This is a genomic window from Paenibacillus sinensis (genome assembly GCF_019904155.1).
GTDB classification, from domain to species: domain Bacteria; phylum Bacillota; class Bacilli; order Paenibacillales; family Paenibacillaceae; genus Paenibacillus_AQ; species Paenibacillus_AQ sinensis.
In genome coordinates, this window is the sequence record NZ_JAHCMB010000241.1 from 15,397 (window position 1) to 29,457 (window position 14,061).

Here is a 14,061-nt window from a genome sequence, read left to right on the forward strand (position 1 = left end):
TGAATGCAGCATCCATCATCATTCCAAGACTCCCCAAATAGAAAGGATTTGAACCGACATGGCGATCGAGGTGTTTAACCGGTATGAGAACAAATACCTGCTGGACGATGCGGCTTACCGCCGCCTTTACGAGGATCTGCTCCACTATATGGAGCCTGACGAATACAACAAGCGACATGAGTTCTATTCCATCAGCAACCTGTATTTCGATACGGCGCATGACTCGCTGATCCGAACGAGCCTCGCCAAGCCCAAGTATAAGGAGAAGCTTCGCCTGAGAGCGTACGGGGTGCCGGAGCAGAATGCCCGGGTGTACCTGGAGCTGAAGAAGAAGGTATTCGGTCTCGTTAACAAAAGAAGAACGGCGCTCTGCCTGGACGAAGCCTATGATTTTGTCCGCACCGGCGGGCTGCCGGAGATCAAGGATTACATGAACCATCAGGTGGTCAATGAAATCACCTACTTCCTGGAACGGTACAGCCTGCAGCCGAAGGTCTATCTCGCTTATGAGCGCAAGGCGATGTTCTGCAAGAACAACCGCGATCTGCGGATTACGTTCGACACCAATATCCGGAGCAGACGCTATGATCTGAAGCTGGAGAGCGGGGACCACGGGGAGCCGCTGGTGGAGGACGGAAGATGGCTCATGGAAGTGAAGGCGGAGAAGACGATTCCCGTATGGCTGGCCAAAATGCTCTCCGAGCACCAGATGTACCGTACCAGCTTCTCCAAGTACGGCAATGAATACAAGAAAATGCTGAAGAACGGCAAGATTGAAAGGGAGAGTGTCTTGTATGCTTGATTCAATTTTCTCAACGGCGCTGACGACTACCGATTTATCGTTTACCGATGCGATTGTGACCATTCTGCTGGCCATCGTGCTCGGCGCCCTGATCAGCCTGACGTATATGAAGACCAATGCGGCGGGATTCTCGCAAAATTTCACGCTGACAATGGTGCTGCTTCCTTCCATTGTGGCGATCATCATTCTGCTGATCGGCAGCAACGTCGCCAGAGCCTTCAGCCTGGCGGGCGCCTTCTCCATCATCCGGTTCCGAAGCGCACCCGGTGATCCTAAAGACATCTCTTATGTGCTGTTCACGATGGCGGCGGGCCTGGCCTGCGGTGTGGGCGCTTACGGTTATGCTGTACTGTTCACCCTGATTCTGTGCGGACTGATGTTTGTGCTGAACCGCATCAACTTCGGTGCTAGAAAAGGAGTGGACAAGATGCTGAAGGTGACGATCCCGGAAAATCTGGCCTACGAGGACGCTTTTGAGGAAGTCTTCAAGAAGCACGGCGTTAGCTATGAGCTGAAAAAGATGAGAACGACCGAGCTGGGAAGCCTGTATGAACTGGTCTATATGGTATCGATGAATGAGAACACGAATCAAAAGGAATTTCTGGATGATATCCGCTGCCGAAACGGCAATCTGGATCTCTCGCTGACGATGAATCCCCCGGCTGCGGACAACTGATAGTAAGCTAACGGATAAAGAAAGGAATGATTCTTATGAAAAATCTTCTAACAACGAGCAAGAAGCTGGCAATCGTCTTCCTGTGCGCCGCATTCATGGCGGCCTGCAGCTCCAACTCGGCTACAGAGACCAATACTGTATCCTCCTCGAACGCTACTGTCGCCTCGGCGTCTGCGACTGACGCGGCTGCGGGAAGCGCGTCGGCTTCCAATTCGCAGCTGGCGAACGTCAGCGTATCGGATCTTGTTACATTCGACGAGGACGACCAGTCGGCCGACTGGAGTACGGAGAATCCGGTCACGATCAGTCTGACCGGCAGCGGGGCCACAATTGAAGGTTCGGGCACCGAAGCTGCGGACGGATCGGTGACGATTACAGCAGCCGGAACCTATGTCCTGAGCGGCAAGCTTACTGACGGGCAGATTGTCGTCAATGTGCCGGATGACGGAGATGTTCATCTCGTTCTGAACGGCGCGGATATCAGCAGCAGCGACAACGCCGCTATCTACGTCAAGGATGCCGGCAACGTGAAGCTCACCCTGCAGGAGGGAACGGAGAACTCTGTTTCCGACGGCAAGACCTACGTTCTTGAGGATGCGTCAAGCGACGAGCCTGATGCGGCTATCTTCAGCAAGGCCGATCTGATCATCAACGGAACCGGAACGCTGAACGTTACCGGTAATTATGACAAGGGCATCAAGAGCAAGGACGACCTGAAGATTGTATCGGGCACGCTTAACATCAAGGCAGTGGATGACGGCATCGTAGGACGCGACATGGTTGCGGTTAACGACGCTAACATTACGGTTAATGCAGGCGGAGACGGCATCAAGTCGACCAATGATGAGGATGCCGAGAAGGGCTTTGTCGCGATTGCAAACGGCACGTTCAACATTACGTCCGGCAGCGACGGCATCCAGGCCGAAACGTCCCTTGTGATTGAAGACGGAACCTTCAACCTGGTGGACGGAGGCGGCAATGTGAACGGCGAGGTGAAGACGGAGGAGAACGGCCCGGGCGGAATGATGGGTGGCATGAATGGCGGCGGACAGGGCGCCGCGTCGGCTACGGCGGCTACAACGGCGGCGCAGACCACAAGCACTTCATCGTCGGACACGTCCGCATCGTCGGAAACCGAATCGACAAGCATGAAAGGGATCAAGTCGGCAGGGGATATGGTCATCAAAGGCGGGTCCTTTACCGTCGATTCGGCTGACGATTCCGTTCACAGCAACAGCAGCATATACATTGCCGGCGGTACGTTCAGCATCGCAACCGGGGATGACGGCATCCATGCCGATACCTCGCTGACGATTGCCGGCGGGACCGTGGACATCACCAAGAGCTATGAGGGCATCGAATCTGCGAATATTACACTCTCCGGCGGCGATATTCATGTGACAGCTTCGGATGACGGTGTGAACGCTGCGAGCGGCAGCAGCGATTCCGAGACGGGCGGCGGCGGGCAGCCGGGCTCCGGCAGCGCCGGAAGTAACCTGCTCTCCATCACTGGCGGGTATGTAGAGGTCAACGCGAGCGGCGACGGACTGGATGCGAACGGCTCGATTGAAATGTCCGGTGGAACTGTCATCGTCTACGGTCCGACGAATGACGGCAACGGCGCGCTGGATTTTGACGGCACATTCACGCTCACCGGCGGCACCCTCGTCGCCGCGGGCAGTGCGGGCATGGCGCAGGCTCCATCCGATGCATCTTCCCAGTATTCCATCGCCATGACCTTCACCGAGACGCAGAAGGCCGGAACTCTGGTACATCTGGAAGACGGCGAGGGCAATGAGATCCTGACCCTTGCCCCAGCGAAGGATTACCGGACGGTGGTTATCAGCTCCCCTGATCTGAAGAAGGACGGCTCTTATACCTTGTACAGCGGCGGAACATCGACCGGCACCGAAAAGGATGGCGTGTATACGAACGGAACTTATAGCGGCGGCAGCAAGGTAGTCGCGTTCAGCCTGGAGAGCATCACCACCTGGGTGAATGAATCGGGTGTCACTACGGCCCCGAGCGGAATGGGCGGCGGCGGAATGGGTGGAGGCGGCAAGGGAGGCCCCGGCGGGGGCGGCGGCATGCCTCAGGGAAGAGGTCCCCAGGATGCCGGTACAGACGCAGACGGTGCAGGCGGCGGGCAGACTTCATCTCAATAACCTCAGACGACAGAAGCGGTACAGTCCTATGCTTGCATGGGACCGTACCGCTTCTTTGTCTATTTCTCGGTAAACGCTCGGCGCCTAAAGGGCGCCGACAGGCGTCTATCCTTACTTGCCGGAGTGCTTCGCTTCGTCCTTGACTTCCTCGCGGAAGCCTTGAATGCTATCTTTGCGACGCTCGTTCTTCTCCTGAATCTGCTCCTGCTCTTCGCTGCTGATTTCAGAGCCGAACTCGTTCAAATAATCCTCGGCTTCATGGAGATTCTCCTGCGTGTTCTGTATGCTCTGCTGCAGATGCTCTACATTGTCGGACCGGTTATCCGGTTTAGCCATGGGTATCCCTCCTGTCAGATGAAGTGCGCATGGGCGCTAATCTGTATGTTTTGCGGGAAGGTGAGCTTTTATGCATAATTTCACATGGCTCTGTCTTTGCATATTCGGTATTTAGGCGAAGAATAATGTGCATATTTCCCTTGGAGGTAATTGTGCGATTTACCGGGAAATAGTATGCTAGCGTTGGCAACCGCCAATTCGGGCAAGGCAGGAGAAGCGAATGAATAACAGGCAAAATGAAATATGCCGGATATTGCTGTCGGAGTCCGATCCGGACCGGCTGCTGCTGATCCAGGATCTCGCCGATCAGGCGGGCTGCTCGGAGAAGACGATCCGCAGCGATCTGACTGCAATAGACGAATATATTAGCAAGTACCCCAATGCCGCCATTGTAAGAAAGCCGGGCAGGGGAATTTACCTCGAAATGGGCGAGGCGGACCGGTCGGAGTTATCCCGTGAGCTTCATAGCCTGGAAGCGGGAGGCGGCCGCGAGTCCGATGAGCAGAGAATGCTGCAAATCGCCTTCCGGCTATTAATGAATCCCAAGCCGGTAGCCGTTCAGGAATTGGCTGAGCTTTATTATGTGAACAAGGCCGTTATACGAAAAGATCTGGAGAGGATTGAAGGCTGGCTCCAGACCTTTAACCTGAATCTGATCTCGAGACAAAGGGTTGGCATCTCGGTTGATGGCCCGGAGAAAGCCAAGAGGCTCGCCCTGGCCCGGCTCGATCAGCTGATCGACCGGCCGGAGCTGACCGGACAGCTGATACAGAAGCAGTTCCAGCCGCATGAGGTGGCTGCTGTCAGCGGAGAGCTGAAGGAATTTCAGAAACGGCATTCGCTCTATTTTACGGACGAGGCGTTTGACAGCTTGCTGCTCCACATTCTGCTCATGATCAAACGGACCAAGCTGCACCAGCCGATTGCGCTTTCCGACAAGGAGATCGCCTTCTTGCAGGAGAAGGAGGAGTTCGCCTGGGCGACGGACTATCTGATCCGGCTGCGGCCGGTATTCGCGGTGTCGTTTCCCCCGGAGGAGGCGGCTTATCTTACGCTTCATTTGCTTGGCGGGAAGTTCCGGTTCAGGCAGGAGAGCGGAGCCTGGAGAAGAGTGGATGTGGCAGACGGCAATCCGCTGCTGCTGCGCCTGCTCGACCGGTTGACCTTGAAGATGTCCGAGATCAGTATGGTGCCGTTTTCCAAGGACAAAGTATTGGAGAAGGGGCTTAAGGTTCACCTTTACACCACGCTGAACCGCCTTCAGTACGGTCTTCCGGTGTCCAACCCCATGCTGGCGGAGATCAAAAATATGTACCCTTATATGTTCGACAGGGTCATTTCCGCACTTGATGAAATAAGGGACGAGCTTGGTTTATCGATTCCCGAGGAAGAAGCCGCTTATTTAACGCTTCATTTTCAGGCTTCCGTGGAACGGCTTCACGAGAACCACAACAGCCCCAAGAAGGCTATTATTGTCTGCCATATGGGAATCGGCATCTCACAGCTGCTGCGCACCAAGATCGAACGGAAATTTCCGGCCCTGCAGGTGGAAGCGGCGATGGCCAAGGCCGAGGTTCAGGATTATGTGTCCCGTCACGAGGTCGATCTGGCTATCTCCACCATCCCGCTTCCCGATCTGGCCATCCCGCATATTCTGGTCTCTCCGCTGCTGGAGACCCGGGATGAACAGAAGCTGGAGGAGAAGCTGAAGAACTGGGCGGAGCCGGGGGCGGCGGACCGGGAAGACTCGGCGTTCTTGAGCTACACGTCTCCGTTTCTCATCTTTTTACGCCAGGAAGCGTCATCGCCCGAGGTTGTGATCCGCAAGCTTGCGGAGCGGCTAATGGACAAGGGATACGCCCGGCAGGGATATCTGGAAAGCGCTCTATCGCGGGAGGTGCTGTCCTCAACAACCATTGGGGGAGGGATTGCGATTCCGCATGGAAGTCCCGAGCTGATTACCCAATCGGCCGTGGCGATCGCAGCCCTGCACACTCCGGTGACTTGGGGCAAGGAGAAGGTGCAGCTTGTATTTATGCTGGCGGTTAGGCATGAGGAAAGAGAGCAAATGCGGCGATTGTTCAAGGAATTATCGATCATCAGCGAACGACCCTCTCTGGTGCGTTCCCTGGCGCAGGAGACCGATGTCATGAAATTCCTGAGCAGGCTCAAAAGTGAAACGAAATAGCGCAAGATGCGGGGGCCATGTGGGCCTCCGTTTTTTATAATATAAGAGTGAATAAGCTGCGCGCTTATCGCAGCCTTCTATTTCTCGGTAAACGCATGGCGTCTAAGGACGTCGTAAGTTGTTTATCCTTGTAATCCAGCATTAGCTTCAATGGCCCGGTTTCCCGGCAGCCCAAATAATCCGTTTTTCCGGAAGTTCCGGTAAAAAAACGAGCAAATTAAGCTTAGATGGGCCGGTATACTAGAAATGTAAACGGAAACAAAAAGCGAAAGGGAGAATGACCATGAAGCTGTTGGCTATTACTTCATGTCCTAACGGAATTGCACATACGTATATGGCAGCCGAGAATTTGCAGAAAGCGGCTGCGAGAATGGGAGTCGAGATGAAGGTGGAGACTCAAGGCTCCATCGGTGTCGAGAACCAGTTGACGGAGCAGGAGATTCGTGAAGCGGATGGTATTATCATCGCCGCAGACAAGACTGTGCTTAAGGACCGGTTCGCAGGCAAGAAGCTGCTTGAGGTCGGCGTACAGGAGGGCATCCGCCATCCGGAAGAGCTGATCAAGCGATTTGTCGCCGGAGACGTTCCGGAGTACCGGGCCGAGCTGCGCTCGGCCGAAGATATCAAGAAGGAGAAGCAGTCCCGGCAAAATCCGGTATACCGCCACTTGATGAACGGGGTATCCTATATGGTTCCGTTCATCGTCATCGGCGGTCTGCTGATCGCTATTGCGCTGACGATAGGCGGCGAGAAGACGCCGGGCGGGCTCGTCATTCCGGAAGGGTCCATTTGGGCTACGGTCCAGTCTATCGGTTCGGCTGCCTTTACCTTTATGGTTCCGATTCTGGCCGGGTTTATCGCGATGAGCATTGCGGACCGTCCGGGTCTTGCTCCCGGCATGGTCGGCGGCTTCATCGCCGCCAACGGCAGCTTCTACGGCAGTGAAGCGGGCGCCGGATTTATCGGAGGCATCATCGCCGGCTTCCTGGCGGGCTATGTTGCTCTTGGCATCAAGAAGATCAAGGTCCCGAAGGTCATTCAGCCGATTATGCCGATCATCATTATTCCGGTTCTGGCATCCGTCATCGTCGGCTTGATCTTCGTCTATCTCATCGGTTCACCGATCGCTGACCTGTTCGAAGCGCTGACGAATTGGCTTGCGGGCATGCAGGGCACAAGCTCGGTGCTGCTGGCGCTCATTCTCGGCGCAATGATATCCTTCGATATGGGGGGACCGGTGAACAAGGTGGCGTTCCTGTTCGGTTCCGCCATGATCGGAGAAGGCAACTATGAAATTATGGGGCCGATCGCGGCCGCCATCTGTATTCCGCCAATCGGCATGGGCCTTGCGGCTATGCTGAACAAGCGCAAATTCGAACCGACCGAGCGCGAAGCGGGCAAAGCGTCGTTCGCCATGGGATTGTTCGGCATTACCGAAGGCGCCATTCCATTCGCCGCGCAGGACCCGCTGCGGGTCATCCCGAGTGTTATGGTTGGTTCGATGACAGGCTCGGTCATTGCAATGCTTGGTCATGTAGGCGATCGTGTCGCGCATGGCGGCCCTATCGTAGCGGTGCTTGGCGCCGTTGACAATGTGCTGATGTTCTTCGTGGCCGTCATCGTGGGCGTAGCGGTTACCGTTCTGCTGATCAGCCTTTTGAAAAAGAATATCCCGTCCGAGATTCCAGTCGCTCTGGCCGGGGCAGCCGTCCAGCTTGATGCGGTTCCGGCAGTACCCTCCCGCGAAGAGCAGGTTGCACCGCCCAAGAACGAGACGGCAGCGGCAAGCGAACAAGCGCCCGCCGTTCAGATTCAGCGGCTGACCGATCTGATGACGCCAAGCCTCATTCACCTGGATCTGAAGGGAAACAGCCGGGATGAAATTATCGATGAAATGATCGGAACGCTGGAACGTAACGGCGCCGTCACCTCAGGCGGGGATTTCAAGCAGGCGATTCTGGCCCGGGAAGAAGAGAGCTCGACGGGCATCGGCATGAATATTGCCATTCCTCACGGCAAATCGGACGCCGTCCGGAAGCCGAGCGTTGTATTCGGCATCAAGCGGGACGGGGTGGACTGGCAGAGCCAGGACGGAAGCGAAGCGCGGCTGATCTTCATGATCGCCGTACCCCGCAGCAGCAAGGAAAATGCGCATCTCAAAGTGCTGCAGATGCTGTCGCGCAAGCTGATGGACGATTCCTTCCGGGAATCTCTCCTGGCTGTCGGTACGAAGGAAGAGGCCTACCGTCTTCTGAATGAGGTAGAGTAGGAGCACGAACGGGTCTGCTATATCGGATCAAGACTAAAAAAGCGGGAAATGCCGGATAATCGGCATTTCCCGCTTTTGCTGCGGATTAATACAGGCTGGGAAGCTTGTCGAGCGTAACGGCATATTCGTGATGATAGGTACGATACAGCACTTCGTTCGTCGTCCATTCCTCCGAGGAGCCGTAAGTGTTGGACCAGGTCATATACCACAGCCAGGGCACGCGGGTCTCCGCCAGCTGTTCGATTGACGGGATCGATCCGATTTCCGCCAACGCGGCCGGCTTGCGGGATGGTGTTATCCGGATCAGCTCGTCGTATTCCGCTCTTCGGTCGGTATGCTCATGCTTCGGAGGATACAAGTCCCTGGAGATCAGATCGACAACATCATCCCCGACATAGCCCTCGGCCAGCGGAGAATTCCAGACCCAGATCAGATTGTTCAGCTTATGATGGTTGGTGTAGCGGTCATACATCAGCCGGTACAGCTGTCTTGCCGTCTCCGGCCCGTGCTGGCCCCACCAGAACCAGGTTCCTTCGGCTTCGTGGAACGGCCGCCAGATGATCGGAATATTCCGATCCGCAAAAGTTCGGAGCAGCTCCGCCATATGGTCCATATCGGACAGAAGAGCTGCGTGCTCCGGCGTTCCGGGAATAACGGCCTGTCTGGCGTCAAAGGTCGTGTTCTCGGAATAGAAGCTTTTGTCCCGGCCTCCAAACGGCGAGAACCAGTGCCAGGTGAAGGTAAGCAGCCCCTTTCGGTTCAGCGCCCAGTCCCACGCCTGCTCCAGCGTATTCTTGTTCTCTTCAATTTCCGTAAGGCATTCCTCGTCGGCATCTTCGTAATTGATCCCCGGCGAATAGGCAAGCAGCTCGAAGCCGCATAGAGCCGGAAGCCGGCCGGTTACCTCCTCAATATAGCGAAGCTCCTTCTGAACCGTCGTCTGCGTATGCTGGCCGGTGAGAATTCCTTTTCCCTCCAGATCGGCCAGATAGTTCAGCACGGCTCTTACTTCAGTGGAAGCCTCCGGGTTGCAAGGCTCTATCGTTTGATTGTATGTTGTCATTAGGGGTCACTTCCATTCAAAATAAGTTAGGATAACGTTATTATATTATAACAATATTATAATAACAATTATCAATTTCGTATATAGTCACTTTCTGATTTTATCCTGCCTTGATGACAGCCAAAGGCTGCTTTTTTGGAGGTATCATTCAAATCGTCCCCATCTGAGGGTCATTTCATTAGCGAATTGCGAGTGATTGCCGGGGATTTGTAGATCTAGGGAGCGGAATACCCTGAAGCGAACAGAAGGAGGAGTTGGAATCATGCGGCTGGGAGGTCCTGTAAGCAGCGGGAACAATGATCCGGAAGAGTGGATTGAGGCGTTGAAAAAGGAAGGCTACAGAGCGGCGGTATGTCCGCTGGAGGAGAATGCGGAAGAAGCGGCGATCCGGGAGTACCGGCTCGCCGCTGAGCGGCATGATATCCAGATCGCCGAGGTCGGCGCCTGGAGCAATCCGATCAGTCCGGATGACGGAATCCGCCGTCAGGCCGTGGCTTACTGCAAGCGCCGGCTGCATCTGGCGGACTTGATCGGCGCCCGCTGCTGCGTGAACATCTCCGGCTCGCGGAGCATGCAGTGGGACGGACCGCATCCGGATAATTTCGGAGATGACACCTTTGCGCTGATCGTGGATACGGTCCGCGAGATCATCGACGAAGTGGAGCCTGCGGCGGCTTGCTTCGCGCTGGAGACGATGCCCTGGGCGCTTCCGGATTCGGCTGACGCCTACCTGGAACTGCTGAAGGCAATTGATCGGAAGGCGTTCGCGGTTCATTTTGATCCCGTTAACCTGATCGCAAGTCCCCGCACCTACTACCGGAATGGCGATATGATCCGCGAATTTACCGCCAAGCTAGGACCCTGGATTGTCGGCTGCCACGCTAAGGATATTGTGCTCGACAGCCAGTTGACTGTTCACTTAAGCGAGACGACGCCGGGACAGGGTGCGCTTGATTACGCTGTGCTGCTGCGGGAGCTGCATAAGCTGAACCGGGACATCCCGGTTATTCTGGAGCATTTGCCTAGCGAAGAGGAATATCGCCGGGCGGCTGCCTATGTCAGAACCGTCGCTGCCGCTGAGGGCATCAGACTCTAAGGCAGGATGAGAATGAGATGGCCGATTGACAAAGGCAAGCTTAAGCGGTCTTGGGCTGCGTCCACTTCTCCACGAAGGGCACCAGCACCCAGATGGCGACGCTAGCGATGACGGCTGCGATGGCGGAACCGCCTGCATGCAGAAGCAGAAGCGGGACCCAGAGCAGGCTCAGGAAGAAATGCGTCTTGCGCATCCAGGGGCTTCGCACGCGCCGGATCAGGAAGCCGTAGCAGGCGATAGCCAGCAGGACAAGGAATGCCGCAAGTCCGGTATAGACGTTACGGTCGCCGAATTTGGTGATGAGATAATAGGCGCCGTGAATGGCGATCAGCGCCAGAGCGGTCCAGCCGGTGAACTTATGCAGCTTGTAGAGCAGCTTGCCCAGCTGTTTGACTGGCATGGAAGGCGATTTCAGCTTCTTCTTGAACCGGAGCCAGGTGAAGCTGACCGCTCCGCAGATCACCGCCAGCGTTCCAAGCAGCTTAAAGGGCTCCCACTCTTCCTCGCGTTCTCCACGGGGCGGCAGGCCCGCTGCTCCGGCGGAAGGGCGGGGGTGGTCTCCGCCGCCTCCAATATAGAAGGAATAGGCGATTAGCAGAAGACAGACGACAGCGATGAGGGCTGCGGGTATCCAGACGGCTTTGCTGGCGGGTTTGTTCCTGGGCATGGTTGATCATTCCCCTTTCGCAGAATTTTTTCATAGCTTATCATGGATTGTTTAAGTTTTAATTAAACTGGAATGTTTACATAGGTCAGAAGGAAGAGAGAAAGAAGGGGTCAGGTTATGAGAAAAAGGCCCCGGCCCGCCAGCTCCATTAAGAGAGCTGGGGCCGGGGCCTATCTATGCGGCTGGTCAGGAGGGCTCGTCGATGATCGTGAACGCATTCTGCGAGGATACCCGGTTGCGGCCGAGCCGTTTGGATTTCAGCAGAAGATGGTCGGCCTGAACATACCCTTTTTCCATATAATCTGGCTTGCCGACAGGGAAGTAATACAGCCCCGCCGATGCCGTGTATCCGACACGGGTGCTCCGTTCTCTGTATTCCACATCGACCAGCGTATTCTCCAGGCTGCCCAGTGTGACTTCGGCCCAATCCATGCACTGACCGTAGGTCCGGTTCCGCAGGATGACGGTGAACTCCTCGCCGCCGCTGCGGAAGAGGAAATCCTGGGAACCGAGGCGGGAGAAAAGTGTAGTTGCGAAATGCCGGATGATCCGGTCGCCGACTGTATGGTTGTAGCTGTCGTTGATTTTTTTGAAATTGTCGATGTCCATCACTATAAGCCCGATAATTTCGTCCGACCGGTTCAGCTCATCCATCTTCTGGTCCATGAAGGCCCGGTTATACGCGCCGGTGAGGAAGTCGCGGTAGGCCATCTGCTCGAACTTATCCCGCTCATGCTTGTCCTGAATGCTCTGCGCTTTGGAGTAAAAAGACAGGCTGACGACATAATTGAGCAGGAACAGGAAGAGCAGCATGCCCCACTCTCTCTCCATCAGGCAGACCAGCAGCATCGTATTGGTGATTGCGACCTTTCCGATATCGAGCAGGTTGCCGTATTTCAGCATGTTCTTGGCATTGCGGATCATATCCTCTTCGCCCGAAAGCGAAAAGGTGATGATGAGATTGATATTGGCCAACAGGGTCGCCAGTGCGGTTAGCAACGGCATAAGCAGCCAGTAAGCGAAGGCATAGGGCTCGACGAGCGGGTACAGCCAATGAAACAGAAAATAGCAGATGGAGCCGTTCAGGGAGTAGGAGCCGATATTGTAGAACATGTCGATCCCTTCATGGGGATCGGCCTTTTTGGTTCTTTTTTTATACAGATATATGGTAAAAGCGTACAGGAATTCGAAAATAAACACGCCCAGCGGGCCGGTAAACACTCCGAAGGACCATGTGTAGCTAATCCCGTATTCGATGGCTGTCGTTCCGCCGCGGGTAATGATCTTGAACCGGTAATAGACGGTCGAGAACAGCCAGAACATCAGCAGGGCGATGAGAAAGTCGGGGACCGGGACAGTCAGGGGGGCGGAATAGATAGCGATGAACAGACTGGTGAAAAACAGAAAAAAGTCAAAAACCCTTGCTTTCAGCTTCACGTTCGTTATTCCTTTCAAAGGGGGGCCTTCAAACGTTAAGATTCGAATGATGCAAAATGCCGGGAAAAGCGCCCTATCATTCTGTGAATCATCCTGTGAATTATATCATACACCGCTTTATCAGGACAGAGAAGGAAAGAGTTCCAGACTTCGGTAAAAAGGCGGATCAATTCTACGAGGGCTTCCTTGATAAATGTCTCGTGAAAGCACAAAATAAGGATATTACAATTTTACGCATTCATCCGCCGCGACACACGCAGCTCATGAATGGCGGCAAGGGGGACGAGCAGGTGGAGATTGGCCTGAGCACGTTTGTTGAGACTACGCCTGATGTGGTGACCGGCGAGACGGTCAGCCATGCACAGCGGATCAGGGAAGTGGTGGAGGAGATTATACTGGCCGATCAAGTGGGCCTGGACGTATTCGGGGTCGGCGAGCATCACCGCCGGGATTATGCGGCCTCTTCTCCCGCGGTGGTGCTGGCCGCGGCAGCCTCCAGGACGCAGCGCATCTGGCTGACGAGCGCCGTAACGGTTCTGTCGTCGGCCGATCCGGTACGCGTCTTCCAGGATTTCGCCACGCTGGACGCCATTTCGGCGGGCCGGGCGGAGATTATGGCGGGCCGGGGCTCCTTCATCGAATCGTTCCCGCTGTTCGGTTACGATCTGGAGGATTATGACGAGCTGTTCGACGAGAAGCTGGAGCTTCTGCTCAAAATCCGGGAGTCGGAGAAGGTGACCTGGAAGGGCGGACACCGGCCGGCGATTCAGAATCTCGGCGTCTATCCGCGCCCGGTGCAGAATCCGCTGCCGGTGTGGATCGGCAGCGGGGGCAATGCCGAGTCGGCGGTCCGCGCCGGGCTGCTGGGCCTGCCGCTCGTGCTGGCGATCATCGGCGGCCGTCCCGAGCAATTCGCGCCGATTGTGCAGCTCTACCGGAGAGCGGCGGCGCAGGCCGGCCATGATGTGTCCAAGCTGCCCATCGGCTCACACTCGCACGGCTTCATCGCCCGCACCGCCGAGGCGGCGGCGGAGAAGTTCTTCCCGTCCACCCAGGCGGCGATGAACGTCCTGGGAAGGGAACGCGGCTGGAGCCATTACGACCGCTCCAGCTTCGACGCCGCCCGCAGCTTCGAGGGCGCGCTGTATGTGGGCGACCCGGAGACGGTCGCGAAGAAGATCGTCCATCTGCGCAAGAAGGTCGGCGTCACGCGCTTCATGCTGCATGTGCCGGTCGGCTCGATGCCGCATGACGAGGTGATGGGCGCCATCGAGCTGCTGGGGCGGGAGGTCGCGCCCCGCGTGCGGGAAGAGGTCGCCCGCTGGGAGGACTCGGGATCGCCGGGAGCCTGATGTCCTGTCC

At 56.0% G+C, this 14,061-nt stretch carries 11 protein-coding genes; 7 read left to right on the forward strand and 4 right to left on the reverse strand.

Annotation, left to right across the window (positions count from 1 at the left end):
* The first annotated feature begins 58 nt into the window (after window positions 1-58).
* The 3 genes from KIH86_RS28675 to KIH86_RS28685 are packed head-to-tail and all read left to right on the forward strand — an operon-like array spanning window position 59 to window position 3,643.
* Window positions 59-802 (forward strand): polyphosphate polymerase domain-containing protein, encoded by a 744-nt coding sequence (locus KIH86_RS28675; protein ID WP_223081497.1) that lies wholly within the window; start codon window positions 59-61, stop codon window positions 800-802.
* Window positions 795-1,478 carry a DUF4956 domain-containing protein gene (locus KIH86_RS28680; protein WP_223081496.1) on the forward strand — a complete coding sequence of 228 codons (684 nt, stop codon included), beginning with the start codon at window positions 795-797 and terminating at the stop codon, window positions 1,476-1,478. Before KIH86_RS28675 ends, KIH86_RS28680 begins: the two co-directional genes overlap by 8 nt.
* Window positions 1,479-1,504: 26 nt before the next feature.
* Window positions 1,505-3,643, forward strand: coding sequence for a carbohydrate-binding domain-containing protein (locus tag KIH86_RS28685; protein ID WP_235775677.1), 2,139 nt, complete (start codon window positions 1,505-1,507; stop codon window positions 3,641-3,643).
* 111 nt (window positions 3,644-3,754) lie between these two features.
* Here the strand turns inward: KIH86_RS28685 and tlp are convergent, their stop codons facing one another.
* A complete protein-coding gene (gene tlp, locus KIH86_RS28690) occupies window positions 3,755-3,979 on the reverse strand; it encodes a small acid-soluble spore protein Tlp (RefSeq protein ID WP_223081494.1) in 225 nt (74 codons plus the stop codon).
* Between the two features lie 220 nt (window positions 3,980-4,199).
* On the opposite strand from tlp, the gene KIH86_RS28695 reads away from it, so the two are divergent.
* Together KIH86_RS28695 and KIH86_RS28700 are read left to right on the forward strand one after the other, a co-directional pair.
* On the forward strand, window positions 4,200-6,167 hold the full coding sequence (locus KIH86_RS28695) for a BglG family transcription antiterminator (protein WP_223081493.1): 1,968 nt from the start codon (window positions 4,200-4,202) through the stop codon (window positions 6,165-6,167).
* A gap of 283 nt (window positions 6,168-6,450) precedes the next feature.
* A complete protein-coding gene (locus KIH86_RS28700) occupies window positions 6,451-8,436 on the forward strand; it encodes a PTS fructose transporter subunit IIABC (protein WP_223081492.1) in 1,986 nt (661 codons plus the stop codon).
* 85 nt (window positions 8,437-8,521) lie between these two features.
* Here KIH86_RS28700 and KIH86_RS28705 read toward each other — a convergent pair whose 3' ends face one another.
* Window positions 8,522-9,499 (reverse strand): glycosyl hydrolase, encoded by a 978-nt coding sequence (locus KIH86_RS28705; RefSeq protein ID WP_223081491.1) that lies wholly within the window; start codon window positions 9,497-9,499, stop codon window positions 8,522-8,524.
* 262 nt (window positions 9,500-9,761) lie between these two features.
* On the opposite strand from KIH86_RS28705, the gene KIH86_RS28710 reads away from it, so the two are divergent.
* On the forward strand, window positions 9,762-10,595 hold the full coding sequence (locus KIH86_RS28710; protein ID WP_223081490.1) for a sugar phosphate isomerase/epimerase family protein: 834 nt from the start codon (window positions 9,762-9,764) through the stop codon (window positions 10,593-10,595).
* A 40-nt stretch (window positions 10,596-10,635) separates the two neighbouring features.
* Here KIH86_RS28710 and KIH86_RS28715 read toward each other — a convergent pair whose 3' ends face one another.
* The gene (locus tag KIH86_RS28715; protein ID WP_223081489.1) at window positions 10,636-11,262 is read right to left on the reverse strand and encodes a hypothetical protein; all 627 of its coding nucleotides are present in this window, start codon (window positions 11,260-11,262) and stop codon (window positions 10,636-10,638) included.
* Between the two features lie 186 nt (window positions 11,263-11,448).
* Entirely contained in the window at window positions 11,449-12,717 is a 1,269-nt protein-coding gene (locus KIH86_RS28720) for a GGDEF domain-containing protein (RefSeq protein ID WP_235775678.1), read from the reverse strand.
* Window positions 12,718-12,989: 272 nt separating this feature from the next.
* On the opposite strand from KIH86_RS28720, the gene KIH86_RS28725 reads away from it, so the two are divergent.
* Window positions 12,990-14,051: an LLM class flavin-dependent oxidoreductase gene (locus KIH86_RS28725; protein WP_223081663.1), complete on the forward strand. Its 1,062-nt coding sequence runs from the start codon at window positions 12,990-12,992 to the stop codon at window positions 14,049-14,051.
* Window positions 14,052-14,061: the final 10 nt, after the last annotated feature.

Excerpts from the sequence above, each read along its gene's own strand:
- KIH86_RS28675 (WP_223081497.1), top strand. The coding sequence starts at position 59 with ATGGCGATCGAGGTGTTTAACCGGTATGAGAACAAATACCTGCTGGAC.
- KIH86_RS28680 (WP_223081496.1), top strand. The coding sequence starts at position 795 with ATGCTTGATTCAATTTTCTCAACGGCGCTGACGACTACCGATTTATCG.
- KIH86_RS28685 (WP_235775677.1), top strand. The coding sequence starts at position 1,505 with ATGATTCTTATGAAAAATCTTCTAACAACGAGCAAGAAGCTGGCAATC.
- tlp (WP_223081494.1), bottom strand. The coding sequence starts at position 3,979 with ATGGCTAAACCGGATAACCGGTCCGACAATGTAGAGCATCTGCAGCAG.
- KIH86_RS28695 (WP_223081493.1), top strand. The coding sequence starts at position 4,200 with ATGAATAACAGGCAAAATGAAATATGCCGGATATTGCTGTCGGAGTCC.
- KIH86_RS28700 (WP_223081492.1), top strand. The coding sequence starts at position 6,451 with ATGAAGCTGTTGGCTATTACTTCATGTCCTAACGGAATTGCACATACG.
- KIH86_RS28705 (WP_223081491.1), bottom strand. The coding sequence starts at position 9,499 with ATGACAACATACAATCAAACGATAGAGCCTTGCAACCCGGAGGCTTCC.
- KIH86_RS28710 (WP_223081490.1), top strand. The coding sequence starts at position 9,762 with ATGCGGCTGGGAGGTCCTGTAAGCAGCGGGAACAATGATCCGGAAGAG.
- KIH86_RS28715 (WP_223081489.1), bottom strand. The coding sequence starts at position 11,262 with ATGCCCAGGAACAAACCCGCCAGCAAAGCCGTCTGGATACCCGCAGCC.